The sequence below is a fragment of the Parapedobacter composti genome (genome assembly GCF_900112315.1).
Classification (GTDB): Bacteria; Bacteroidota; Bacteroidia; order Sphingobacteriales; family Sphingobacteriaceae; genus Parapedobacter; species Parapedobacter composti.
In genome coordinates this window covers 353,622-377,297 of the sequence record NZ_FOLL01000002.1, presented here as the reverse complement: position 1 = coordinate 377,297, position 23,676 = coordinate 353,622, and the positions used below count along the sequence as shown (strand labels likewise).

At 43.9% G+C, this 23,676-nt stretch carries 25 protein-coding genes; 15 read left to right on the top strand and 10 right to left on the bottom strand.

Annotation, left to right across the window (positions count from 1 at the left end):
* Positions 1-676: 676 nt before the first annotated feature.
* The 11 genes from BM030_RS04735 (at position 677) to BM030_RS04685 (ending at position 12,543) form a co-directional block, all read left to right on the top strand.
* Positions 677-1,234, top strand: coding sequence for a DUF5655 domain-containing protein (locus BM030_RS04735; protein WP_090971645.1), 558 nt, complete (start codon positions 677-679; stop codon positions 1,232-1,234).
* Between the two features lie 2 nt (positions 1,235-1,236).
* Entirely contained in the window at positions 1,237-1,656 is a 420-nt protein-coding gene (locus BM030_RS04730; protein WP_090971643.1) for an SRPBCC family protein, read from the top strand.
* Positions 1,649-1,969: an ArsR/SmtB family transcription factor gene (locus BM030_RS04725; protein WP_090971641.1), complete on the top strand. Its 321-nt coding sequence runs from the start codon at positions 1,649-1,651 to the stop codon at positions 1,967-1,969. Before BM030_RS04730 ends, BM030_RS04725 begins: the two co-directional genes overlap by 8 nt.
* A gap of 54 nt (positions 1,970-2,023) precedes the next feature.
* Positions 2,024-2,668: a GNAT family N-acetyltransferase gene (locus BM030_RS04720; RefSeq protein ID WP_090971721.1), complete on the top strand. Its 645-nt coding sequence runs from the start codon at positions 2,024-2,026 to the stop codon at positions 2,666-2,668.
* 195 nt (positions 2,669-2,863) lie between these two features.
* Positions 2,864-3,448, top strand: a complete 585-nt coding sequence (locus BM030_RS04715) for an RNA polymerase sigma-70 factor (protein WP_090971639.1) — start codon at positions 2,864-2,866, stop codon at positions 3,446-3,448.
* 163 nt (positions 3,449-3,611) lie between these two features.
* Positions 3,612-4,649 carry a FecR family protein gene (locus tag BM030_RS04710; RefSeq protein ID WP_090971637.1) on the top strand — a complete coding sequence of 346 codons (1,038 nt, stop codon included), beginning with the start codon at positions 3,612-3,614 and terminating at the stop codon, positions 4,647-4,649.
* Positions 4,650-4,915: 266 nt separating this feature from the next.
* Positions 4,916-8,314 (top strand): TonB-dependent receptor, encoded by a 3,399-nt coding sequence (locus BM030_RS04705; RefSeq protein WP_170845632.1) that lies wholly within the window; start codon positions 4,916-4,918, stop codon positions 8,312-8,314.
* A gap of 35 nt (positions 8,315-8,349) precedes the next feature.
* Positions 8,350-9,141, top strand: a complete 792-nt coding sequence (locus BM030_RS04700) for a DUF4397 domain-containing protein (protein WP_090971634.1) — start codon at positions 8,350-8,352, stop codon at positions 9,139-9,141.
* Between the two features lie 8 nt (positions 9,142-9,149).
* Positions 9,150-10,757, top strand: a complete 1,608-nt coding sequence (locus BM030_RS04695; RefSeq protein WP_139215814.1) for a hypothetical protein — start codon at positions 9,150-9,152, stop codon at positions 10,755-10,757.
* Positions 10,758-10,812: 55 nt separating this feature from the next.
* On the top strand, positions 10,813-12,219 hold the full coding sequence (locus tag BM030_RS04690) for a DUF5689 domain-containing protein (RefSeq protein WP_090971630.1): 1,407 nt from the start codon (positions 10,813-10,815) through the stop codon (positions 12,217-12,219).
* Between the two features lie 12 nt (positions 12,220-12,231).
* The gene (locus BM030_RS04685; RefSeq protein ID WP_090971628.1) at positions 12,232-12,543 is read left to right on the top strand and encodes a hypothetical protein; all 312 of its coding nucleotides are present in this window, start codon (positions 12,232-12,234) and stop codon (positions 12,541-12,543) included.
* A gap of 636 nt (positions 12,544-13,179) precedes the next feature.
* Here BM030_RS04685 and BM030_RS04680 read toward each other — a convergent pair.
* The 4 genes from BM030_RS04680 to BM030_RS04665 all read right to left on the bottom strand — a co-directional run bounded on the left by BM030_RS04680 (position 13,180) and on the right by BM030_RS04665 (position 16,059).
* On the bottom strand, positions 13,180-13,452 hold the full coding sequence (locus BM030_RS04680; protein WP_090971626.1) for a type II toxin-antitoxin system YafQ family toxin: 273 nt from the start codon (positions 13,450-13,452) through the stop codon (positions 13,180-13,182).
* Positions 13,452-13,646, bottom strand: coding sequence for a hypothetical protein (locus BM030_RS04675; protein ID WP_028297204.1), 195 nt, complete (start codon positions 13,644-13,646; stop codon positions 13,452-13,454). The genes BM030_RS04680 and BM030_RS04675 overlap by 1 nt, the downstream gene beginning before the upstream one ends.
* A 396-nt stretch (positions 13,647-14,042) precedes the next feature.
* On the bottom strand, positions 14,043-14,687 hold the full coding sequence (locus BM030_RS04670) for a TetR/AcrR family transcriptional regulator (RefSeq protein WP_090971624.1): 645 nt from the start codon (positions 14,685-14,687) through the stop codon (positions 14,043-14,045).
* A gap of 97 nt (positions 14,688-14,784) precedes the next feature.
* Positions 14,785-16,059, bottom strand: a complete 1,275-nt coding sequence (locus BM030_RS04665; protein WP_090971719.1) for an aminotransferase class I/II-fold pyridoxal phosphate-dependent enzyme — start codon at positions 16,057-16,059, stop codon at positions 14,785-14,787.
* 293 nt (positions 16,060-16,352) lie between these two features.
* On the opposite strand from BM030_RS04665, the gene BM030_RS04660 reads away from it, so the two are divergent.
* The 3 genes from BM030_RS04660 to BM030_RS04650 all read left to right on the top strand — a co-directional run bounded on the left by BM030_RS04660 (position 16,353) and on the right by BM030_RS04650 (position 20,140).
* The gene (locus BM030_RS04660; protein WP_139215813.1) at positions 16,353-16,673 is read left to right on the top strand and encodes a hypothetical protein; all 321 of its coding nucleotides are present in this window, start codon (positions 16,353-16,355) and stop codon (positions 16,671-16,673) included.
* Between the two features lie 181 nt (positions 16,674-16,854).
* Positions 16,855-17,577 carry a class I SAM-dependent methyltransferase gene (locus tag BM030_RS04655; RefSeq protein WP_090971621.1) on the top strand — a complete coding sequence of 241 codons (723 nt, stop codon included), beginning with the start codon at positions 16,855-16,857 and terminating at the stop codon, positions 17,575-17,577.
* 97 nt (positions 17,578-17,674) lie between these two features.
* Complete coding sequence (locus tag BM030_RS04650) at positions 17,675-20,140, top strand: YfhO family protein (protein WP_090971619.1); 2,466 nt, start codon at positions 17,675-17,677, stop codon at positions 20,138-20,140.
* A 128-nt stretch (positions 20,141-20,268) separates the two neighbouring features.
* Here BM030_RS04650 and BM030_RS04645 read toward each other — a convergent pair whose 3' ends face one another.
* The 3 genes from BM030_RS04645 to BM030_RS04635 are packed head-to-tail and all read right to left on the bottom strand — an operon-like array spanning position 20,269 to position 22,243.
* A complete protein-coding gene (locus BM030_RS04645) occupies positions 20,269-20,898 on the bottom strand; it encodes a hypothetical protein (RefSeq protein WP_090971617.1) in 630 nt (209 codons plus the stop codon).
* Between the two features lie 12 nt (positions 20,899-20,910).
* The gene (locus BM030_RS04640; RefSeq protein WP_090971615.1) at positions 20,911-21,873 is read right to left on the bottom strand and encodes a relaxase/mobilization nuclease domain-containing protein; all 963 of its coding nucleotides are present in this window, start codon (positions 21,871-21,873) and stop codon (positions 20,911-20,913) included.
* Positions 21,863-22,243: a MobC family plasmid mobilization relaxosome protein gene (locus BM030_RS04635; protein ID WP_090971613.1), complete on the bottom strand. Its 381-nt coding sequence runs from the start codon at positions 22,241-22,243 to the stop codon at positions 21,863-21,865. The genes BM030_RS04640 and BM030_RS04635 overlap by 11 nt, the downstream gene beginning before the upstream one ends.
* On the opposite strand from BM030_RS04635, the gene BM030_RS04630 reads away from it, so the two are divergent.
* Positions 22,243-22,497, top strand: a complete 255-nt coding sequence (locus tag BM030_RS04630; RefSeq protein WP_090971611.1) for a hypothetical protein — start codon at positions 22,243-22,245, stop codon at positions 22,495-22,497. The genes BM030_RS04635 and BM030_RS04630 overlap by 1 nt on opposite strands.
* A 44-nt stretch (positions 22,498-22,541) precedes the next feature.
* Here BM030_RS04630 and BM030_RS04625 read toward each other — a convergent pair whose 3' ends face one another.
* The 3 genes from BM030_RS04625 to BM030_RS04615 all read right to left on the bottom strand — a co-directional run bounded on the left by BM030_RS04625 (position 22,542) and on the right by BM030_RS04615 (position 23,647).
* Positions 22,542-22,844: a MerR family transcriptional regulator gene (locus BM030_RS04625; RefSeq protein ID WP_090971609.1), complete on the bottom strand. Its 303-nt coding sequence runs from the start codon at positions 22,842-22,844 to the stop codon at positions 22,542-22,544.
* A gap of 109 nt (positions 22,845-22,953) precedes the next feature.
* Positions 22,954-23,451, bottom strand: a complete 498-nt coding sequence (locus BM030_RS04620) for a nucleotidyltransferase (RefSeq protein WP_211657532.1) — start codon at positions 23,449-23,451, stop codon at positions 22,954-22,956.
* Positions 23,441-23,647, bottom strand: a complete 207-nt coding sequence (locus BM030_RS04615; RefSeq protein WP_200122510.1) for a hypothetical protein — start codon at positions 23,645-23,647, stop codon at positions 23,441-23,443. The genes BM030_RS04620 and BM030_RS04615 overlap by 11 nt, the downstream gene beginning before the upstream one ends.
* Between the last annotated feature and the right edge of the window lie 29 nt (positions 23,648-23,676).

Sequence of the window (23,676 nt, the reverse complement as noted above, 5' to 3'; positions counted from 1 at the left end):
TACAATAACGAAAGGCCACATTCATCGCTGGGGCAGTTGACACCGACAGAGTTCCTGTTGAAATATGGAAAACTCTCCGAGTTTCCCACATTCCAACAGGATAGCAATAGCAATTCTGATTGGAATTCTTTAGTTTTGAATGTAGCTAGCTAAGGGAAGATTACAGTTAGACATAAAACAGAAGGGCTACTGCATAGTAGCGGTTTTATGTCAAGCGGGGAAACGTCTCAAATGTTAAACGTAAAGACGGAAACGATGAAGCGGTTTTCTTTTTCTATGACCCCGGTGTTATACAAGCTACATCGGGACGAATAACAGGCAAACGGAAAGCAACAAACCATCAAGCAATGGCACAGTCGTTTACATCAATGCGAGTCCTAACATTCAAACCGTACTTGATAAGGTTGAACAAGCAGGAGGAAAAATTATAACACCCAAAACGGAAATTTCGGCCGGATTTATCGCAATCGTCATGGACAGCGAGGGCAATAAAATAGGATTGCACGCTGAACAATAAACGGATTCGGTAACTAATTGAATCCAAGCTCGGACAGCAGTACCGATAATTTTATTATTTGAACGAATAAATAATCGAAATTTATGATTTTTATTTTGTGTAACCAAAAAGTTTCCTATATTTGCGTAACCATTCAGTTACTTAAAAAGTATAGTTATTATGGCATTAGGACCGAAGCAAATGGGTGAAGCAATCATCCGCAATCTGAAAGAAAAAACGGGGAAATCCATTGAAGAATGGATAGCGCTTTTGGAAAAGCAAGAGTTAAAAGGAAAAAAGGAAATCATGGCATTCCTGAAAACGGATTACGGGCTTGGACATTTTCAGGCTCAAAAAGTTTTTGAACATTACAGCGGCAAAGACCATTACGAAGATCCGCACACTTTTGCCAAAAAAATCTTTGACACAAAAAAATCTTGGGAGCTTTACGATTTTTGCAGATCAAAGATCTTGTTGATGGCTAAAGATATTCGGGTACAGCCTTGCAAGACCTACATTCCATTTTATAGAAAAAACAAATTTGCCATGTTGACCAAAACTAAAGACGACGTTTTACTATTAGGGTTAACGCTTCCCGAAAATCCGTCAAATCCAAGATTTACTGCTATACCGGTAACGGCAAATGACAGAATAAACGCCCGAACCACTATCCGGCATACATCGGATTTTGATGAAGAAATCATGTCTGCAGTAAAAAATGCATACAAAATCAGTTGAATATGAATAAATCAATTAAATTAACGAAGATATACGATTATCCTGTTGAGGACGTCTGGCGAGCACTGACTGACCGGAAAGCGTTGAGCGAATGGTTAATGCCATGTGACTTTGAACCAACAGTCGGACATAAATTTCGGTTCAGAACCAAACCCTATCCGGGATTTGACGGCGTGGTTAACTGCGAAGTCCTAAAGATTTCGGAAAATGAATTGCTCTCGTTTAGTTGGAGTGGAGGTTCCCTTTCAAATACGGTGGTTACCTTCAAATTGACTCGACTGAATGATCAGACACGATTGGATTTCGAACACAGCGGATTTGAAGGTTGGATAAACAGCATTATTGTACGTAAAATACTTTCCAACGGTTGGAAAAATAAAATACTCTCAATCTATCTTCCGAAATACCTTTCAAATGAATGATGTTTTCAAAGCCATTGCAGACCCAACAAGACGTGAAATTCTGCTTATACTGGCTAAGGGGTCTGAAAATGTGAATACAATTGCAGAAAAGTTCAATATGTCCAGACCCGCTGTTTCAAAGCATATCAAAATTTTGGCAGAAAGCAATTTGGTACGATTAGAACAGGACATAACCGATAGCAGGCAAAGGAATTGTTTCGCCCAACTCGAGGCACTGCATGAAGTCAGTGCATATTTAAGCAAGCTGGAAGCATTCTGGGACGGTAAACTTGGCGGACTTGAGAACTTTTTGAAAAAAGAAAGGAACAGCTGAGAAACCACGCCAATGCCTTCCCATTGGCAGCTAGTAAAAAAGCAGAACAATTTTATGACAGAAAATGAGATTCCGGATTACAATATTTTTATGATGTGTGACCAACTTAACGGGCATGCACTAACACAACTGCCTGATAACTATTACATTAGAAGCTGCAGGCCGGAGGAATTGGAGATTTGGAAAGCCTTTCCTTTTGATAAGGATACGGTGCCGACAGAATACGAAGACTTTATGAATCAATATATCGCAGTTACCTATAGCCATGATATGGATACCTTTTTTCAAAATACCCTTTTTGTATGCGACCAAGAGGACAGACCGTCAGCCACCTGCTCACACTGGAAAGCCTACGGAAAACTCAACACGATCCAATGGCTGAAAGTTCGTCGAGCTTACGAAGGAAAAGGTCTTGGGCGAGCCGTGCTTTCTGTCATCATGAAACGGTTTTCGGCGGATGACTATCCTATTTTCCTTCACACCCAACCGGGTAGCTTTCGAGCAATTAAATTATACTCGGATTTCGGATTTAAATTGTTGAAAGGTGGCCAAATGGGGACAAGGACCAACGAACTAGAAAAGTGTTTGCCGATTTTAAAGTCTTTTATGCCACAAAAAGATTTCGAAAAGCTGAAAATCATTGACGCACCCGTTCATTTCATAAAACTTTTGGAAAATGAAACGACCATACAGTTTTGACCATCAATGGAACTTACCTATCACACAGCCCACCAGGGAATCATCGTTTTTGCTGCTATTTGGACCATCCTTTTTGCGGAACGATTTTTTTTCGATAATCGACACAATCTCTTAACAAAAACATAATTCATTCCTCATAATTCATGACATTTAATTTTCACAAATTTGTACCGCCCAAATTGGGGAGCAACGACAATGGACTATCAAAAGGCATTAGACCAGGAACTTTGGGAAGCCTGCCAGCAGGACGATGTGAAAGCCTATGCCCATTTGTTCGACCGCCATGCCAAGCCGCTGTACAAGCGTGCGGTACGCTTTGTCAAGGATAGCATGCTGGCCGAGGAACTGGTGATGGATGTCCTCTTTTCCTTTTGGCAAAAGCGAAATACTCTGACCACTCCCGACGATATTCCTTCCTATCTTAAGCGTTCCGTCCGCAACCGGATACTGATGGAACTTCGCAAAAGCCTTCCCGGAACCGAAACACTCGATATTCTTGCAGGATGCGAACCCGCGGAAAGTAAAAGTGCAGACCACGAACTCATTTCGGGTGACAACGAACAGATATACCAACAGCTAGTCGGCGAGCTGCCCAGACAGCAGCAGAAGATCTTCCGGATGAACCGGGAAGAAAACCTTAGCTATGCAAAGATTGCAAGCGTGCTTGGGCTTTCGGTCAACACAGTAGAAAACCATATGTCTTCAGCCTTGTCGACCCTCCGCAAGCGCGCCAGCGAACAGGTTTTAGTCGGTCTGCTCATCGCTTTTCACCTTTTTTAAGTCGGCCTTTCCCGCCGTCAGTACTGTTGTTACCCCTTTAACAGACTCATCCAAGAAACCATATTTTTATCTTGAAAATCATTTAGTTGCATATTTTTGTTTTTCCTGACTGGTGGTGGTGCCCCAAAATCTGCATCTCTACATATAAAGCACCACTTAGCAAATGGAAGAAGCAAAAGAGCAACTACTGAAGAAATACCTCAAAGGCCAATGCACCGAAAGAGAACTGCGTGAGGTCAAGGCGCTGCTGGAGCTTCCCGGTATAGAAGAATACATGCATATGGTCATGGAACAACTATACCATGACGAACCGGATCAACCAATACCAAAGGACGAACTCGATGGCCGCATGACTCGGATGAGGGCGGCTTTGGTGGGACGCATAGGTTCCGAAATACCGGAGGTGTACGAAAAGAAAATACGTCCGGTCCGGAGGTTGCGATACCTGAAAGCTATCGCCGCATGTGCTGCCATTTGCTTACTGGCGTTTGGGATAATATGGCAGTACAGAAGCATGACCGGCCACAGTCAGCAGATCGTTTATCTGGAGCATACCAACGCAAAAGGCCTTCCGCAATCCCTCACATTGCCTGACGGCTCCATAGTACATATCGGAGCAGGCTCCACACTGTACTATCCCGAGCGGTTTTCAGCTGACCGACGTGTGGTAGAGCTGTCGGGGACAGCTTTCTTCGATGTGCAGAAAGATGACACCAAGCCATTCATTATCCAGACGGGCGACATCCGCACACGGGTGTTGGGTACCTCTTTCAAAATCGTTGCATTCGACGGTCAGCCGATGGTCGTAGCTGTGGCTACCGGAAAGGTTGCCGTCAGCAAGGATAGCGGAAACCGGTCCGAGCAACTCGCAACACTTGTTCCTGGCCAGCAGGTCACGTGGGATGCCCGGTCAGGGATGGCTCGCAAGGACCAGGTAGATGTGTATGCCCTGCAGCAATGGGTATCCGGCAACATATACTTCGACGAACAGCCATTGGCATCCGCCATAGCTGAACTGCAAAGGCGGTTTGGCGTAACTATCGAAATAACCGATGCGCAACTGGCCGCATATCGGGTCAGCGGGACATTTTCGGCAGACCAGTCCATACAGGACATCCTCGAAGTGCTGGGCGCCATCAGCGGATTTGAATTCAAAGCCTACGGAGACCAGCAGAAATTTAGCATATACCGTAATAACTAAAAACAAACGCAATGACCTAGATACCGACCTACCAAAAGACAAAAAGCGCTCCTGCTCATCGCCGGAACGCCATGAAAAATCAAAGCTGCCCACGACTCGCAATCCAGACAGCTTTAAAAATCAAACCCCGGCATGCCGGGACAGGCATGTATTGACTATTGAAATTAACACAAAACCTTTACAAACATATGCAAAAAGTAGTATACCTGCTTCGTTATTTACGATTTTTTGAACTCAAACCCCGATTATCAAGTGTTATCCTTCTTATGGCAACCCTTCTTGTCTGCATGACGCGGTCGGCTGCACAGGAACCCACCGCCAAGAAAACCGACCTGCAGTTATCGGAAACGACTATCAAGGAGGCACTGCTGGTATTGCAGAAAAAGACAGGCATCATGTTCGCTTATGGCCAGCATCTGGAGAAGTACCGATCGTTAACTGTCAATGTCTCTGAAAAAGATATCACCATCGCCAAGGCTCTCGAGCTCATCCTTCGGGACACCGACCTCACCTACAGACAAGTCAAAAGCCAGGTGCTCATCGAACAAAAGTCAGCATCGCAAACCCCATCTTCCCCAAACGGCGCAGCCGGTCCGGGACAACAGGGAAGCGGAACCCTTAAGGGCCGCATTGTGGAGTTCGAGACTTCGCAGCCCCTGCCCGGCGCATCCGTCAGCATCGTAGGTACATCCATCGGCGGAAAGGCTAACGAAAGCGGTTACTATACACTGACCGGCGTACCCGCCGGAAACCAGACACTGGAAGTATCCTTTATCGGCTATCAGACAGAGCGTATTTCGGTTAATGTAAACGCAGGCCGCGAGACGACCTATGATGTACGTTTGCAGGGTGACGACAACTTGTTGGAAGAGATAGTCGTATCAACGCCACGAAGCACGTTTACCAGTGAGCGGCAGCTTATTGACGAAATTAAGCAGTCCAGAACAATTATTTCTGGAATTTCGAACGAGCACATTTCCCGTTTGGCGGATCGTAACATGGCCGATGTGGCAAAACGCATTACCGGTGTAACGGTTGTGGACGACCGATTTATCGTAGTGCGTGGAATGGCCCAACGTTATAATATTACATATTTGAACAACAATATTGCGCCGTCGACAGAGCCCTACAGCCGCGCTTTTGCTTTTGACTTGCTCCCCACACATATTGTAGATAAGGTTATCGTAAACAAATCACCAGTAGCCAACCTTCAGGGCGACTATTCGGGTGGAGCAGTTCAAGTATTTACTAAACAAACAGCAAATGCCAAAGGGCTTAATATAGGCATTCAGACAACAGCTCGGTCGAATTCTACTTTTGGTAATGGAATGATGTACCGGCAAGGTGGGTTAGATTGGTTAGGCTTTGATGATGGCTCTCGCCGTTTGCCGCAAAACAACTTGGTCAAAAAAAGCGAGGGTGCTCAGTCGATCGAACAGGAGAACATCGGTTCATTTTCGGATAACTGGACTTACGGTCCGCGCAAAGTCACTCCCGATATACAAGCTTTTGTCAATTATTTTGATAATTGGCAACTGGGCAGTTGGCAATTGTTTAACCTTTCTTCATTGGTTTATACGAACGAGAACCGTTTTGTTAAAAGAAATGTACAGGTGGGCAACACCTGGTCCTATCAAATCGGTCCAATGCCCGTAGCGGTAGAACAGAACAATACCCAAGGGGTTGAACAGATAAGCGGGCAGACCGCTAAAATCAGTGCCATGCAAAATTTTGCTTTACGCATTCATGACGGGCTTCGGTTAAACTGGAACAATTTTTTTCTTAATGAAGGACGCGGTTCAACCGTGTTATACTTTGCGAATCCGAATATTCACCCGGAATTGCGAAATTCAGATGTCCGCCGAGACCAAAAAAGAACATCTTTGATTTTTGAGCAGCGATTGCTTTACAATGGCAATTTAGGCGGCAGCTGGGAGTTTGATAAAAACAAGGAGCAAAGGCATCTTATCGAATGGAATATGGGCTACACGTATGCCAAACAGTATTCCCCCGATCTACGCATAGCCAATTACCAGCGTCAGAAAAATGAAGATAATTCAGATAATGCCTGGGAGGTCAACTTTGGAAGCGATGCCTCGCTTTACTTTGGTATGTTGAGCAGACTCTTCATCTCCAATGACGAACAGATTTATAATATTTCAGGAGATTATGCATTTCATGCCGGCAAAAATTTTGTTTTCAAATTGGGTACGTTTCATCGGTATAGTCTGCAGAACGTGGATCGTCGCTTTTTCAAGGTTTTACCTGGGTTTATGACCGGAAATGAAGTGACCATTGGTGGATGGGGTTACGAGGAGTTCGCAAGAAATATGGCAAAAATCAGCCCCCAACTTTTGCGTTTCGGGGAGCAGGATCTGGCCTGGCTGTGGGATAAGCGGTACTTTCCCGAAGACGGAACCGGATTGAAATTATATGATGTCTCCAGTCCGGTGGATCGCTATAAAGCGAGCGAACAGAACAACGCAGCGTACCTGTTGGGCGAATGGAATTATGAAGAAAAGCTGATTGTTAATGCGGGGCTGCGCTTTGAATATAACCTGAAGAAGGTAGGAGGTTCCGGAAACCGGGGAACTCTTTACTTCCCCATTCCTGTCCGTTTGGAAACTCGGAATTGGCTGCCTTCGGGTGCTGTCAACTATTGGTTTACTCCCGATATCGCCGTTAAGGCAAGTTTGGGAAAATCCATTAACCGGCCCGAATATCGGGAGATATCCCCATTTTCTGATTTCAACTTTATTGACAATGAACAAATCAGTGGTAATGTGACTCTTAAAGAAGCTAAAATAACCAATTATGATGTACGGGTTGAATATTATCCGGAGCAACACCCCAATGAGATGATCAGTGCCGGCCTGTTTTTTAAACGCCTTAAGAACCCTATTGAACGGCTACGTTTCGAAAGTGCCGGATCCGTTAACGCAGCGGCCTCAATCTTCCCTTCCATTTCGTTCTTTAATCCGGATAAAGCCCGGGTTTACGGTCTTGAAATTGATATCAAAAAATCGCTTGAGTTCATTCCGCTCAGTTTTTCAAGAAATCTGTCGGCTGTGCTCAACGGGGCATGGATACGAAGCAGCGTTTCCAATACCCTGATAGAACGGACAGAAGAACAGCGGAGGCAATATGGAGCGAGTTCTGGGTCGGAACTGGGTACCTTTTCCGGTCGTCCGCTGCAAGGACAGCCTCCATATGTCATTAATGCCGGCCTGTTTTACGAGAATCCCGGGAAGGGTACTAAGGTGGGACTAATCTATAATCGGTCAGGTGATAACATCTACGCTATTGGGAACGGGAACAGGGACACTATACAATATCTAAAAGACCGGTTGCTGAGCGGTGAACAGCTGTCAAATACTGAGCTGGTTAAGCTGAGCAGAAGGCCGGGATTAATGGAATTAGCCCGTCAATCCCTAGATATCACTTGGACTCAACGCATTGTGAAAAGTATGCAACTCCGTGTGACGGCTCAGAACATTACCAATACAGCTGTTCGAATTGTCGAAGACCAAAACTGGAACTACCGATATGAGCCTGAAATCGAGAAAAAAGCGAATAATAACCGATCGTATTACGAAGGAGATAATATTTTCCGCTCATTCAAACCGGGTGTAACATTCAATCTTTCCGTAACCTATTCATTTTAATCAATATGAGATTTCGTTTTATACACGTTAGTCGAATGGAGGTGGATAAAAATTTATCCCCTATATTTTATTTACTGTTTGTATTGGGAGCTATTATCATTGGTGGCTGCTCGAAGGCCGATTTGATACCCAAACCGGAAGCAAAATTAAGTTTTTTCAATGGCTCTTTCCGTCTGATTGAAGAGGTGAAATCAAGCTATAATAAACCGGCCTTCATTCATCTATTGGACGAGTATGGTGAGCGCACAAAAAACAATGAGGCGCGTTTTGATCAGATTGCCTGGGATGTCTTTCCGAGTGGCAGATTGACCATTAAAGATCCTTTATGGCAGACTTTTATGCGCATTGATCCTGGAGATTATAAGGTTCTTTTTCACGACACCGATTCCATTCCTTTGGTTTCCACAGATATCCGGTTGAATGACCAACAAAGATACATGATATACTTGGTGGACAGTCTGCGACATTGGCGGACCTATGTAACCGATGATAACATACTACCTGAGAACGGAATTATACGACTGCGCATGGTGCATTTGTCGCCGGATGCAGGACCGATATGCATACAGATTAATAAAGAAACCGTCTGGTGTACCCAACATTACCTGGATGACAGCGGCTTTCTAACCATTGTCCCGAAGGCGGATTCTCAACGCATGCTGATTGAAGTGCTGGCTGCAGATGATTTAAACAAACGTTATGCCCGATACACCAGTGAATTTTACTCCGGACATAATTACACAGCAGTTTTTATGGGACATTCCAATCAACATCCAGCGCATGATCAGCAAGCTGATGCACAAATATCCATCATCCGAAACAATTAAAGAATATCATGAAGAGAACATTGTGTTTTTTTATCTGGTCGATCTGCTTTTTGACTTTCGCCTGTAAAAAGGTAGATGAGTATATAACCCAGTTGGATGAATCGCCGAGCATTCAGCTTGAACAGATGTCTTTCTGGGATTTTCCTAAGTCAGGCGATATAACACGCGTGTATTACCCTTCCAAGGTAACACCGGGTGAATCGGTCACACTTGCCGGTCGAAATATCTCTTCTTCAGGAACCCGGATTTTTCTTGGCGATTACGAATTGTCGTTTTCACTCGTTGGCATCGATACCGTATCCGATTATACAAGTCGTTATGAAATAGCGGTGGAGGTTATCCGGTTTTCCGTCCCCTACGATATTGATGCAGGCCTCAAGGCACTTTCTGTCCGTAAACCGTCAGGAGAGCTTTTTAATTTCCCGGAAATAGATGTTGTTTCCATCGCCCAGGTAGAGGGGACGGACACCTTGCTGAGGGTCTCCTCTGTATTTGATGATATCATACCGGACTTTGAAATGCGATATGCTCAGCAAACCTCCAGCCGATATATAACGGCTTCGTCGGTAACAGGCGATGGGACCATCTATATTCAGACCAAACTTGACGTTTACCGGCTCAAAGAGGGGGTGCTACGAACTGTTATTCGTTCAGGAGAACTAATTTACATAAATGGAAAAGCGTTGCAGATACGTGAAATCCTTGGTTTTCATGCCGCTAGGGATGGAGGAGAATTTTACCTGTCTGTTGATGCGGTGGACAGTAATCAGTCGGATTATGACGGATGTTGGCTTTTGTTAAAAGGTTCAACGTCATCATTTCCCTTGAATTTTTCACCTTTAAATATCACCTATTATCGCAATAGCGGATCGGCTCAACTAGCCGCATTGCCCTCATCAAATGCTCTGAACGGAGCAGCAGAACTACAGGCTATAAGGGCAACTTATCTGTCCGAAGACCTGAACGGGAATCTTTATTTCATCCGTCAGACAAGAACCTCCGCTTATGACGCATACCAACCGGAAATAGCCCGACTTGGTTCTTCGGGAGAGATGACCACCATATTGGCGGCCCGTAACGGATTGGAGTATTGTGATGTCTTTTTAGGCTATGCGCCGGATGGAAACAGTTGCTACTTTACCCATGAACGGCAGAACAGCTACCCGTACAGCTCAGGCCTCACTTACTATGATTTGGCTTGGGAAATTCCGCTGGCCATGGCACCTTCGCGGACTGAATTTCAGCAGGTCTCTTTTGCCAGCGTCCCTTCCCTAGGATTCACTTCGCCGTTTAAGATTTTTAACCGTGTACTCCCATTATACAGCGAAACCTATTACTACGGGAAGTTCATGGTTATGCCCTCCGGTGAATTGTTAATGGTTGATGATCGGAGTTTGCTCGCCGTGAATGCGGATATACGTTCCATTTATGTCTATGCAGGAAGAGAGCGGTCGCTGTCTAGTCAACGGAACGAAACGGGGTCGGCACTGGACGTGAATTTTTATGATGTACAGTTGCTAGGGATCGACGATCAGCATAATCTGTATTTCGCTCGGGAGGGAGGTTATCGTCAGGGTGTTCCGCTCCCATTCAGAGTATTTAAGTTAAGTCGCTAATTGTCAAAAGAAGTAAAAATTGGTTTAAAAAGGAAATTATTAAAATTAAATGGTTATGAAAAAAACAGTCAAATTTTGCTTGGTAGCTTTATCGCTGTCTTTTTTGGCGACATCTTGTAATAAAGATAGTCCGTCTCCTCAGGAGCAGGAAATTCCTGAACGAATCAGCATTGAAAAGTTGAAAACCGACTTTTCGGGAAAGGGGATCATCTCTTCTGATTCCAGATTTTTTGTTACCGGCGTAGTCATAACAGATGCGCAGGAGAAGAACATCGAAAATAACAGGTTTATTGTACAGGACGGGAATACAGGGCAAGGCATTGTGGTGGAGACACGATCCGCACACGGATTCAGTTTCGGCGACTCGGTCAAAATCAGCATTGCCGGAGGCGTTATCGAAGCGGCTAGCGAGGAAATATTCAAGCTTGCATCCGATCAGCGGGCTGAAAAGGTCGGAACGGGTACTATCACAGCCAGGTCGGTTACAGTGGAACAGCTTTTGTCCGGCACCCAACCTTGGCAATCTATTCTAGTTAAACTCGGTCCCGGTTCCTTTTCGGGAGGCGAAGGTTACTATTCCGGAAAACTAACCTATGATGATGGGACTGGCAGTGTTCAGTCGAATATTATGGATGAAGCGGCTTTTCGGGGACGGGTCTATCCGTTGAGCGTTGTACAATTTACCGGGGTGGTCAGGAAAATAGCAGATGAATGGCGTGTCGATATTGTCAGGCAATCACTTGTAGAACAACCAAATGACTTACCGGGCATCACTTACATTTATACCGAGAATTTTCAGGAACTAGAAGCCGGAACATCTATTGCCGGTAACCGATTTTTTGAAGGTCTTTCGTTCATAAGTGGCAATAGTAATAGTTGGCTCATGAATTACGGGAATATGGTCTTCCGTGTGACAGGGGGAAATAGCGAACCATCTGATCAGGCTTTTCTAGAGAATAATCGGGCGTACTTGTACGGCGGAGTAGTCGGAGGGAGGGGTTATACCACAGAGTCAGGTGGACCGCTATTTGTAAACATAGAAAAGCTTAAAGGCGCAAAGATGATTGCCATCAATTTGGCGAACAGTTTTAAGGATACTTTCGACGATTTCCCGGAAACGTTGGATCTCTTCGATCCGGAGAAACATGCACTACGAGTAGTAACGATCGGACTTCCTGGAAATTGGGGAAAAATTGTCTCCCTGGGAGATACCGTACGGATTAATGATCAGGGAAAATTCCATCGGATCATGACCACTATACCGGATAAAGAAGGACTGATCGAGTGCGGATTTACGGAGTCCGAAGCGGATGCTTTCTTGTCAAATCCCTGGGTAGGTTTTCGGTTAATTACATCGTTGAGGAGTACGTTTACAACGGGAGGTAGTAGACAAATGACCACACCGGTAGTGGTAAAAAGTATAGAAATCGGTTATGAGCAGCGTCCGGATTGGGCAAACTAAAAAGGATCATAAATGCAGTCCCTAAGCGAACGGAAACACAAAGCCCTGATAGCGGCATTGCAGCAGCTGGAAGAGTTGCTAAATATGCCCGTTGCACATGCAGGTGCGAATGAAGACATCCAGCGACTGGAAACGCTTTTTGCCCGTTATCAGGAACTGATGACCGAGCTTGGGGATTGCATTGCTGCTTATCATGACTTATACAAGGACTTAAAGATAAACGTACTCGCACCCCAATTTCGCCAAATCCGTCACCGGATGGATCAGCGCTCGGCAGCGTACCACACCCTGAAGATGCACCTTGTAGCGGTCAGGTCGTATTGAGGCAAGTTTTCATTTGATGCGTCTCACCAGTCCCGCACTCCTGGCTGCATCGAAACAGTTCCATCATATATTTCCCACCAATCCCTGTTCCGGCTCAGCCGGAACAGAATTGGCTATATTCTGTTTTTCCCCCACCTCGACAGGTTGATCCTGCATGGCCGTGGACAGGTACCCCCAAAAGCACCGAAGCCGGCGGGGGAAGATACCAGGATATGCAGTTAGGCAACAGAAGGTAGTCATTTATTTTTCGGCGGACGATGGCAACCGGGTCAGGCCATAACGGAACATCGGGCGGCACGTCGCCTGCGGACATCCGGTACTGCCCAGAATGCAGGGCCGGAATGCTGTACGAGCGGATACCGAGGGCGTGATGGGTCAAGACATTCCTGTTCTTTCTGCCGCTCAAACGGTACAAATGCTACAGGTGCGGGCGCAAGCTCTACCTGTGGGAACGGCAGCATAAAATTCGCCCTATTTTTTGCCCTACTACATAAAAAAAGCACCAATCGTGCGAGACTGATGCTTTTTTAGTAGCCCGTAGGGGGATTTAAAATATGGCTTTATCGTGACAAAAACAACGATTTTTAAAATTCGGGGGTTCTTTTTGTGGTTCTTTTTAGGCAACTAAAGTGAGACTTAAAATAAGTCGCTGTGTGTGCCTGTTCTTGTTAAAGTGATAAGCCGTATGGTGTCGTCCTGTTCCCAAACCAACAGCCAATCGGGTTGGATATGGCATTCCCAAAATCCTTTATAATTACCCGTCAACTTGTGCGGTTTGTTCTTTGGTGGGAGTGAGCCTTTTTCAACCAATTGGGTAACGACTTCATCGAGAAGTCGCATATCCAAACCACGCTTTTTTGCGAGTTTAATATCTTTTTTGAACTTCCCTGTCTGTTCAAGCTGATACATTACGAATAAAGTTCTTTTCTGAAATCTTCAAGGGTGGTTTTGGTCGCCTTGCCCGATTTGGCTTCTTTTATTGCCTTTTCAGTATCTTTATTGTAACGAGGTTCTTCAAGCTCTACAAAAGGAAGTGTTTTTAGGTATTCATAGAATACTTTTGCCTGCTTGCTTCGCTTATCTATTTTTATCGTGATTTCCATACCCACATATTTTAATGACACCACCCCAAAGTTACTAAAAAATAAAATTGTTAGCTACGGCTGGCGAAAGAAAAGAGAAAGACCTACATGACACGAAAGAAATTCACCGTAAACAGCCAAAGGCGAGAACAGCCACGGCCAAGAGCGGTGGGGTTTCGCAGGCCACAAATGAGCGTGGGGAAATAACAAACAAAAAGGACAGCAAAGGTAACGGATGCCGATAACTGCGCACGCATAATGACCCTGCGAGGAACGAGCTGGGTCACCCGTTGGGACTTATAGTGCTTCGTTATCTTAAATCCGTTGATGGAACAGCTTTCTTTTTTTCTGTTTTTTCTTTGAAAGTGTTTTCTTGCCCCTTACTATTAATAGCAGATACATGATTTACAGTGATACCTAAGGTTGAAGGTCATAAACCAATTTTAAAACCAAGCTAATAGCTTTTTCAATTCTTTGAAAGTCAGTTTGGTTATTAATATCCAACTCGCAGAAAAGGCTATCTGTATTTTTTGCATGCAGAACCAAGTGATATATTCCTCCTACCAATAGCGCAGCTACGGCACGAAGGTCTATATTCTTTCCGTCTAACTCCTTATCAGAAAGTTTAAAGAAAAATTCACTAACTTTCTCTCTCGTGTCGCATACATGAAGCATAATATCCGATGGCTCGCTAATCTGCCATGCAACTATTTTTTGCATTTCTCTATTATTGTAAAAATATCGGAACTGATTTAATAAAAAACATTCCAATACTTTCCTTGTATCTTTTTCTTGTTTATCAATATCAAGTAAGTCCGCCTGCTCTGCGATACCAACCCAATAATCCTTGCCTTTAACGTAGATTTCAATAAGGTTTTCTACGGTGCCAAAATACAAAGAAATAGCCCGACGGCTCATTCCTGCGGCTTTCGCAATATTGGTTGAAGTTAGCCCCGTGTAGCCTTGCTTTTCTATAACCTCACCAACTGCATTGATAAGCTTATGTTTCGAGCGATTCTTATCATTGATTTCCCCTTGATATCTTTTTCTTGTTTTTGACATATTGCACCTATATTTCTTAACATTAAATAAATATAGGTAATCGCGCTCGTTTCTGCGCGTAGAAAGGGTAACAAAAGCAAAATAATACAATTAGATATTAGTTTTCTTTTGCTATTTTTAGTTTAGAATTAACATATTCAAAGGCGTTTAAAGCTCGGTCTAAATGTTCACGAGTGTGCGTAGCCATTAGGCTTGTACGTATACGGGCATCCTTTCGTGAAACGCCTGGATAGACAATGCAATTGGCATATATGCCTGCATCAAGTAACAACCGCGCTGCCTCGGCGGTCTTGTGAGGGTCACCGATTTTAATGGGTATAATCGGTGAAGCTGTTGTACCAATGTTAAGTTTCATATCCAGCAACCCTTGCTTGTAATATCTGACGTTTTCAGCAAGTTTCGTTCTCCAATGTGGTTCCTCATCGATTAAGTCAATTGCTTTTAGTAATCCCGAACTTGCAGGCGTAGACGTAGAAGAAAAAACCTGTTGCCGAGATTGGTGCCTTAAATAGTTTACCAACTCCGGTGACGCGATGATGAATCCGCCAATATGACCAAACGCTTTGCTCAATGTGCCGGATATAATGTCCACTTGTTTAAGTAATCCAAAATGCTCGATACATCCCCGACCATTTTCACCAATTACGCCTATACCGTGTGCGTCATCAACCATCAAGTAAGCACCGTATTGTTTAGTTAACGTATAGATTTCATCCAATTTGGCAAGGTCGCCATCCTGCGAATACACTCCGTCAATTATAACCAATCTCGTAGCATATTTTGATTGTGTATCAACTAAAGCACGTTCAAGATGTACCATGCTGTTATGTGGAAACCGCTTGGTATTTGTTTCCAATAGACCCTCATATACGGATGCATGAACAGCCATATCCACAATAGCACAATCATCGGCTTTCAACAATGCCAATAATGATGCACTATTAGCGGTGTAACCTGTTGTATAGACGATGCTCGAACCTTTAGGCCTACCGAAAAAAGAAGATAGCTTGTCTTCAAGTTGCACATGATAAGTATGGTGGCCACCGATTAGCGGTGATGCCCCTGCGCCTGTTCCATACATTTCAATTCCCTCAATTGCCGCGGCTTTAACCTTTGGGTGTTGTGTGAAATTTAGGTAATCATTTGACACCAAACTAACGCAAGTTCTTGGGCTATCAGCATAAGGAGAAATGACTTCCGCTACAGCACCACAACCGTCGGTAACAAACCGGAAATTCATTTGGCCATTGTCCAACATGTGTTGAGTAAAGTCGGTGAATATTTCCGCTCGCTGTATAATGTCAAAATCGGGAATTGTTTCGAAGTCCTTGAAACTTGCCTTTGAAAAATCAATGTTATGACGTTTGCTCATGACGTGGTGTAATTTATTGGAATCCAATATTATAAAATTTATCCCACACATGGGATTATTTTTTATATCTATCAGCAACTTCATTGCATTTTCTGACAGAAAGATGACTTACAATATTATCCCGTTAACGGGATAATATTGTAAGTTTGACAGAGAAAAGTATTCATGTATCATAGGTATCATAAAATTTAGACACTTGAATTTACAAAGTTATTTTTTGTGCAACTGTACAGTTATTAGGAAATATTAACAAATTTTTAAACAGCGGAAACGCAACAAAACAAAATTTTATCATGGCAGTAGTAGATCACACAAGTTCATTAACTCCGGGGCCTAATTTGGCCTCAATGAACGACCGGTACATGGTGGAAGCTAACGGCGAAGTTGTCACTATCAATTTCAGTGGTATTGTAAACATCAGTACCAATGCGGTTGTAGCAAACATTCCAGCGGCGTTAGTTCCAAACACCTCCAACATTTTCTTTTCAGTATTCAACCACACTAACAAAACAGGTGCAGGCGCTCGTCTCACCTCGGGCGGTCAGATAATTATAAATGATGCTGAAAATGGACATGATTATTGGGTTGGTGTAACGTACGTCAAAAGAACGTAGTACGCTGTCTGTTATCAATAACGGAAAGCAGTAATTATCCAAAAGCAGAGGCTGTCCAAAAAGGCAGCCTCTTTTTGAGTATAAAGCTTTGTTTACGATAGCGTTTTTGCTTTGATATTCGTCCTTATACATAGCAGCGTTTATCAATTAATAGAAAACCATAACCCAAACTTAAAAGAAAATGAAAATATTAAACGGATTCAAATACCTATGGTATCAAGTTAACCAGAAGAAACCTAAACCCGACCTCTTTTTAAATTGGTTACAATTCGCAAATGCAGGGATGTTGAACAAGGGAAATATCTATTGCATTGAATATGTTGCCAATCATCTGTTATCAGACAAACCAGCTATCGAAATTGGTAGTTTCTGCGGCCTGTCCACAAATGTGATAAATTACTATCTTACAAAATCAAAAAAGGGCAATAAACTTATAACCTGCGATAAATGGATTTTTGAAAGAGGCGCAGATGCAAAAGATATTAATCTTGGGGATTCAGATATTTCCCATGAGGAATATCGAATATTTGTTAAAGACACATTTATTAGAAATGTTAGTTTCTTTTCAAAAAAGACGCCCTATACGATAGAAGAATTTTCCGCAGACTTTTTTCGCCTATGGAGAGAGAACAAACAGGTTAAAGATGTCATGGGGAGAGATATTCAGTTGGGTGGCCAAATAAGCTTTGCCTATATTGATGGTAACCATAGTTACGAATTTGTAAAAGATGATTTTCAAAACGTAGACCATTACCTTGAAATTGGTGGGTTTATCCTTTTTGATGATTCCGCGGACTATTATACTGAATTTGGCGTCAATCGGCTAATGAAAGAAATCATGAAAATGGACAGCTACGAGCTTGTGCTTAAGAACCCAAATTATTTATTTAAGAAAATCAAATAACACTCCTATAAATCCGTAATCAATGTACCATAGGTTTACCTTAAATGGTTTGTGAAATGTATATTTATACGATATTTATCAATACCTGTTAAAACTAATGAAGAACTGGCTACGCAACAACGCAATCCATTTAGCAATTATCGGAATATTCATCGCTATTACATTCGTATATTTTCCAGCGGCTTGGCAAGGAAAACAGCTCCCACAAACAGATGTTTTACAGGCGGGTGCAGGTCAAACAGAAATCTTTGAAGTACAAAAGAAATATGGAGATGCCCCACTGTGGACAAATTCAATGTTTGGGGGCATGCCATCCTATCAAGTTTGGATGCCCGTTGACAAGAACATCGGTACCTATATCATCAGAGCATACAAAATGTTGTTCCCCCATCCGATTGAGGTAGTTCTGTTATACCTGTTGGGGGCTTATATGTTATTTGTTGTAATCGGGATAAAACCACAATTGGCCGCTGTCGGCGCAATAGCATTTGCCTTTTCATCGTATAACTTCATTTATATAGAAGCTGGGCATATAAATAAGGCTTACGCCATTGGTCTGATGGCTCCCACATTAGCGGGAATGATTTTGTCTTTTAGGGGTAAATACATTATTGGAGCGGTAATTCTGGCGTTCGCAATAATGATGGAAATACGTGTAAACCACGTGCAGATGGCTTATTACCTGTTTCTCGTAGCATTGGTATTGGTGGGTGTTGAATTTTATAGGGCAATACGCGAAAAGAAACTTATAGGCTTTGGCAAGGCGATTGGATACCAAGCAGTAGCGGTCGTATTGGCCGTTGCCGTAAATGCATCCCTTTTATGGCCGACTTATGAATATAGTAGAGAATCCATAAGGGGGCAAGCAAATCTTCCCAAAGAAAATACACAAAGCGCAGATTACGGGCTTAATCGGAGCTATGCATACGAATGGAGCCAAGGGGTAGGAGAAAGTCTATCTTTTCTTATTCCGAATGTTTATGGTGGCGGTAGTTCTACACATTTGGACGGCGATTCACATATTGTGAAACTGCTTACCTCAAAAGGCGTTCCCACTCAACAAGCTACGGAAATGGCCTATGGAATACCTGTATATTGGGGAGACAAACCCTTTACATCCGGTCCGTGGTATTTCGGAGCGGTTGTTATTTATCTGTTCGTATTGGGCATTTTTGTCGTAAGGAACTCGCTTAAATGGTGGCTAATAATAGCTACGGGTTTGGTCGTACTACTCTCTTTTGGCAAGCATTTCCCCATAGTTTCTGACCTGTTTTTCGATTACTTTCCACTGTATAATAAATTTCGGGCTGTCGAATCAATATTGTCCGTCGCAATGGTACTTGTCCCAATGTTAGCGATATTGGCGGTACATGAAATAACCGACCAAAAAATAAATAATAAAGAATTGACAAGAAAATCCTTATATGCATTGTATATAACAGGTGGCCTGTGTTTAATAGTGTGGTTGTTTCCCGATATGTTTTTGGACTTTAAAGGTTCTCATTACCAAGCAATGTTAGATGGTTACGCAAAGCAATTGGGAGACAGCCGTATCGCTTCCGAAATCATGGGGGCTTTGGTAAATGACAGAATTTCATTAGCTAAATTCGATGCGTTCCGCTCGCTCTTGTTTGTGGTAGCTTCTTTTGGGCTGGTACGGCTGATGTCGCTAAAGACCGTTAAAACATCGACGGGCGTTATATTATTCGGGGCTATCATGATAATCGATATGTGGAGTGTAAACAAAAGATATCTGAACGATAATCTTTTCATTGATAAAAACCATATCGAACGCCAATTTGTACAGGAGCGGGAAGTTGACCGATTAATCTTGACTGATAAAGACCCCAATTACAGAGTATTTGATTTGACTATCAACCCTTTTTCTGATGCCCGCACTTCTGTTTTTCATAAATCTATCGGTGGGTATCACGCAGCTAAGCTAATGCGTTATCAAGAACTATTGGAACATCAATTTGGTGGTGATTCTCTGAATAACGGCGTACTGGACATGCTTAATACAAGGTATCTTATCACAAAAGGCGGTGACGGTAAAGGAAATGAAACCGTTCACAAACGCCCAACTGCGACAGGGGATGCTTGGTTTGTTGAAAAGGCGACAATTGTTGATAGCAACAAAGAGGAAATGGATGCTCTCAATTCGTTCGACCCACATAAAGAAGCATTTATCCATAAGGAGTTTGAACCGCTTTTGAAAGCAAAGAATTTTGGACAGCCTCTCAATTCTTCTATTAATCTGACTTTTTATCGACCGGATAATTTAATATATGAGTACAATGCTTCGGCGGATGGGCTTGCCGTATTTTCGGAAATATGGTATGATAAAGGATGGAAAGCATATCTCGACGGTAAAGAATTACCAATCTTAAGAGCTAATTATGTTCTGCGCGCATTATCACTTCCATCGGGGCAACACACTGTTGAGTTTAAGTTTGAACCAATGTCATATCATTTAGGTGAAACGATATCATTAATCGCTTCTGTTGGCCTCTTGGCATTTGCAGTTTTTGCTTTTTGGTTCAGAAAAAGGAACCGAGAATAAAGCATTGTTTTTAATCTTCATTAATGGGGCAATGGCAGGGCTTAGAAGTATTTGCATTGGGGGATATCTCCGTAAGCAAGCTATGCTTACGGAGATAGCTGATTAATCATTTCTGTCGATTTTACCTTTTACTTTCGTTGTTTCAGTCGTTTTATTTGTTCTTTCGCCCGTTCCGCTCGCTCTGTGGATTGTCTTGCGTTTTCCTCGGCTTTTCTAATGGCAAGTAGTCTTTCTTCCTCCTGTTTTACCCAAATTTTAAGTTGTTTGGGATTGTTATTATAGATGGAATCAATATCCAATGACACTCGCGGGTAGAGTAACCTAACCATGCGGATTTTGGTATCGCTGTCTTGCAGGGTGGAGTTTGACCGCCAAAGCTGAAAGCTGGCGAAAAGAGAAAGTGCCGATACAAGCACAAGTACAACACCAGTAATGATATACGGTCGTTGCCGTCCTGTTAGGCGATGCTCTATGGTCATCTTTGTTCTCTGTGGCATTTCACTTATCAGTTTCTTTTGTTCGTCCACCGCCGTCACAAGATGACCGCTTGCCTCGACATGCTTTAGGATGGATGCTTTCAGTCCGACAAGCGTTTCATCCTTTACGATATGCTCCAATTTTCCATCGATGCGTGCCAATTCTGCCGAATAGTCTTTGGTTTCGGATTGCCGTTTTTCGATTTGTTGCACACGTTTGTCCATTAGTAATATTATATCCTGTTGGTCTTTTACGGTAGTCTGTAATTCCTGTTCGTTCATTTCTTTAATGTTTTATCTGCTGATTCCTCTTGATTGTTCTTGCTCCGGTTTCTTTTTTTTCCTACGCCATATTGGGTCCGGTTCAGGTTCGGGCGTTACCGGGGTAAACGCAGCGTCCAAAAAAGCTCCAAGCACTTCTGTTGCCACCTCCAATCCTCCCGTTATGGGTTTCTCCTGTTGTCCGAGTACTTCCCTTATTTGGTCGGCAAGGGTACGGTTCTCTTCCTCGGACTGCGTTATTCCCATTGCCCGGTTTTCATTTAGCTGTTTCTCCATGCCTGCAAAGCTGTATTTGCGGTCAATCGCCGAGCCTTTGAATTTCACACCGTCCTTTTCAAATGAAATGCCCTGCACTTCATTTGTTCCGCTACGGTATTTGTAATGGATACCAATACCATGCTTTGCGAGCATCGTTTCCACCTGCTTCCACGTGGTGGCTTTTGCCATGACGGATTTAAGGGCATCGTGTATGGCATAACGCAGTCTGTCGTTTCCTTTCAACGCCTGCCTGTTCACCTTTGCCTTGCCCTTGCCGAGATGGTAGCCGTGACGCTCGGTCATCTCCCTGCATAACTTTCGGCTCTTATGCCAATGGTTAAAATTGCCTATCGTCTTTCCATCGTTGTCCACTCGGTTGTAGACGATATGCAGGTGCGGATGTTTTTTATCCGTATGCAGTACGGTCACGTATTGGGTATTCTTGATGCCCATTTTTTCCATGTACTCCCTTGCGTGCAGTGCCATCTTCTCCAGCGTGAGCTTATCCCTGTCCTCGTTGCTCCAACTAAGGACGGTATGCCCCACGGCATTGCCAAGCTGTGGGCGCATCTTACGCTGGGCATTCAAATCGGCAATAAGAGCCTTGATGCTGTAATCCCTTACGCCTGCCGAATCCAAAACCTTGGATTGCTCACGCTCCAATAGGTAGCGGACACATCCGCCGAAGCTCTTGCCCACGATTAACTTAGCTATCATCCCTGCCCATCCTTTCCATTAACCGCTCCACTTCACCAAGCACCCTGCGCAGATCCGCCATGATTGACACAAGTCCAACCGTATGCGCAAGCTTGGTCAACTGATTAAGGTTGTTCGCCATGCCGGACAGGGTGCGCAGGTAGCCGGTTTCTTCTGTTGAAAGCCTCGGCCTTATAACAGAGGTCTTTGCGGACTGCCGGAACCAATCGCTTATCCGCATGCCTGCGTTTCTCGCTTTCCCTGCAATTGCCAAACGTTCAGTGGGGGTTATCCTGACCACGAGCGAAACGCTTCGTGTGATGGCTTTTTTCGGACGGCCACGCTTGCGTGTTTTCCCGTCCGTTCCTTTTACTTTTGCCAATTTTTTCATTGGCAAACCTCCCCAAGTTTACGGACAGCGACCACCGGGAGCATCCGCCGTTCCCCACTCCGCAGAGCGTGGGGGAACGGTTTTTTGCATTGCAAAAAAATAAACTTGCTCCCTACAGGGCGACAAAGGTTTACCTTTGGAGAACTGACTGCGGATGGTCGGTCTTTCCGGCTGTCTTTCCGGTATTCTTTTCGGCTGAAACCCTGCTTTTGGGCGAGGTGGCTACTTATCTGCATGTGCAGAAAAGTAGCTAACGGTATAGCTGGATATATCATTATATCATTGTTTCGGTACACCATTATTTCAACCCCTTTCCGCTCTTTGCAAGAGCATCACGGATGGCCTCGTCCGAATAGTAGACCTTTCTGCCTATGCGTCGGGGTACGAGGATGCCTGCCTTTTCCCAATAGTGCATGGTGGAATAGGCCACGCCGAGCATGAGCCGTGTCTCGGCTCTCGTCCTGTAACCTATGTTCTGTGGGGGTGGGGTCGGCTTTTCTGCCGTTTCTCCGTGGAGTGCCTCTCTAACGGCCTCCTTTACGTGTCCGGATAGGATTTCCTTGAACTCCCTGTCCGAATAGCTTGTGAATATCTGCGCCATATCAAACGTATTTGTATGGAGCAATGTTCGGGGGGATTCAAAGGGGGATTGGTCACTATTTCATTTTTGTTCGATGGGATGCCCTGCGGTACTGTTTAAAATATATCGGCTATCTTCTTAGTCCTCTTTTTCTTTGGGTAGGTTCGTCCCCTTGTTGCTTTTTCAGCTTTTCAAGTGCTTCGATATCCCCAATGTCTTTGGGTCTTCCCACGTTCCGCTTGTTGCGGATGAGGTCATTGGCACTGATAAACGATATTTCCAGTCCGTCTATTTCGGTTTCCAGACGGGTATTGTACGCCTCATCGAAGTCAACTCCCGATATGGCGTTAAGGATGTCTATGCGCAATGGCGGATAACCCAATTGGGTAACGTAATTTTCCCGTAGGAAGTCTTCCTCGGCAAGCCCAAGCTGGCCAAATCCGAACTCCGCTATCACCTTGACCATTTTGCCCGCGTTCTCCGCATCGGGTTTTATCCATATATCAAGGTCTCCCGTGTGCCTCGGCCTGCCGTGAAAGGAAAGGGCATAAGCACCTACCACCATGTATTTCACTTGGTGGTCGTTCAGAAGCTGGACGAAGTCGGTAAAATCCTGTTCAAATATCATCGTTGCGCTGGGTTACTGTTTTTTCCATGTGTTGGGGGTATGTTCCGAGCAACCAACTGTAATATGCCCTGCGCAGGCGTGTCACTTCGGCTATCCGCTCGGAAGCTGGACGGTCTAACCAAAACTGGATATCCCGTAGGTCTTCCTCGTCTATCTTTACTTGGCTGGCAACCATTGCCATCTTTCTCTTTTTCATGTTCTCTTTATAGACTTGTCAATGTAAAT

What these genes read in the sequence shown, in the direction of transcription:
- BM030_RS04735 (WP_090971645.1), top strand. Translation starts at nt 677, where the DNA reads ATGGCATTAGGACCGAAGCAAATGGGTGAAGCAATCATCCGCAATCTG.
- BM030_RS04730 (WP_090971643.1), top strand. Translation starts at nt 1,237, where the DNA reads ATGAATAAATCAATTAAATTAACGAAGATATACGATTATCCTGTTGAG.
- BM030_RS04725 (WP_090971641.1), top strand. Translation starts at nt 1,649, where the DNA reads ATGAATGATGTTTTCAAAGCCATTGCAGACCCAACAAGACGTGAAATT.
- BM030_RS04720 (WP_090971721.1), top strand. Translation starts at nt 2,024, where the DNA reads ATGACAGAAAATGAGATTCCGGATTACAATATTTTTATGATGTGTGAC.
- BM030_RS04715 (WP_090971639.1), top strand. Translation starts at nt 2,864, where the DNA reads ATGGACTATCAAAAGGCATTAGACCAGGAACTTTGGGAAGCCTGCCAG.
- BM030_RS04710 (WP_090971637.1), top strand. Translation starts at nt 3,612, where the DNA reads ATGGAAGAAGCAAAAGAGCAACTACTGAAGAAATACCTCAAAGGCCAA.
- BM030_RS04705 (WP_170845632.1), top strand. Translation starts at nt 4,916, where the DNA reads ATGGCAACCCTTCTTGTCTGCATGACGCGGTCGGCTGCACAGGAACCC.
- BM030_RS04700 (WP_090971634.1), top strand. Translation starts at nt 8,350, where the DNA reads ATGGAGGTGGATAAAAATTTATCCCCTATATTTTATTTACTGTTTGTA.
- BM030_RS04695 (WP_139215814.1), top strand. Translation starts at nt 9,150, where the DNA reads ATGAAGAGAACATTGTGTTTTTTTATCTGGTCGATCTGCTTTTTGACT.
- BM030_RS04690 (WP_090971630.1), top strand. Translation starts at nt 10,813, where the DNA reads ATGAAAAAAACAGTCAAATTTTGCTTGGTAGCTTTATCGCTGTCTTTT.
- BM030_RS04685 (WP_090971628.1), top strand. Translation starts at nt 12,232, where the DNA reads ATGCAGTCCCTAAGCGAACGGAAACACAAAGCCCTGATAGCGGCATTG.
- BM030_RS04680 (WP_090971626.1), bottom strand. Translation starts at nt 13,452, where the DNA reads ATGTATCAGCTTGAACAGACAGGGAAGTTCAAAAAAGATATTAAACTC.
- BM030_RS04675 (WP_028297204.1), bottom strand. Translation starts at nt 13,646, where the DNA reads ATGGAAATCACGATAAAAATAGATAAGCGAAGCAAGCAGGCAAAAGTA.
- BM030_RS04670 (WP_090971624.1), bottom strand. Translation starts at nt 14,687, where the DNA reads ATGTCAAAAACAAGAAAAAGATATCAAGGGGAAATCAATGATAAGAAT.
- BM030_RS04665 (WP_090971719.1), bottom strand. Translation starts at nt 16,059, where the DNA reads ATGAGCAAACGTCATAACATTGATTTTTCAAAGGCAAGTTTCAAGGAC.
- BM030_RS04660 (WP_139215813.1), top strand. Translation starts at nt 16,353, where the DNA reads ATGGCAGTAGTAGATCACACAAGTTCATTAACTCCGGGGCCTAATTTG.
- BM030_RS04655 (WP_090971621.1), top strand. Translation starts at nt 16,855, where the DNA reads ATGAAAATATTAAACGGATTCAAATACCTATGGTATCAAGTTAACCAG.
- BM030_RS04650 (WP_090971619.1), top strand. Translation starts at nt 17,675, where the DNA reads ATGAAGAACTGGCTACGCAACAACGCAATCCATTTAGCAATTATCGGA.
- BM030_RS04645 (WP_090971617.1), bottom strand. Translation starts at nt 20,898, where the DNA reads ATGAACGAACAGGAATTACAGACTACCGTAAAAGACCAACAGGATATA.
- BM030_RS04640 (WP_090971615.1), bottom strand. Translation starts at nt 21,873, where the DNA reads ATGATAGCTAAGTTAATCGTGGGCAAGAGCTTCGGCGGATGTGTCCGC.
- BM030_RS04635 (WP_090971613.1), bottom strand. Translation starts at nt 22,243, where the DNA reads ATGAAAAAATTGGCAAAAGTAAAAGGAACGGACGGGAAAACACGCAAG.
- BM030_RS04625 (WP_090971609.1), bottom strand. Translation starts at nt 22,844, where the DNA reads ATGGCGCAGATATTCACAAGCTATTCGGACAGGGAGTTCAAGGAAATC.
- BM030_RS04620 (WP_211657532.1), bottom strand. Translation starts at nt 23,451, where the DNA reads ATGATATTTGAACAGGATTTTACCGACTTCGTCCAGCTTCTGAACGAC.
- BM030_RS04615 (WP_200122510.1), bottom strand. Translation starts at nt 23,647, where the DNA reads ATGAAAAAGAGAAAGATGGCAATGGTTGCCAGCCAAGTAAAGATAGAC.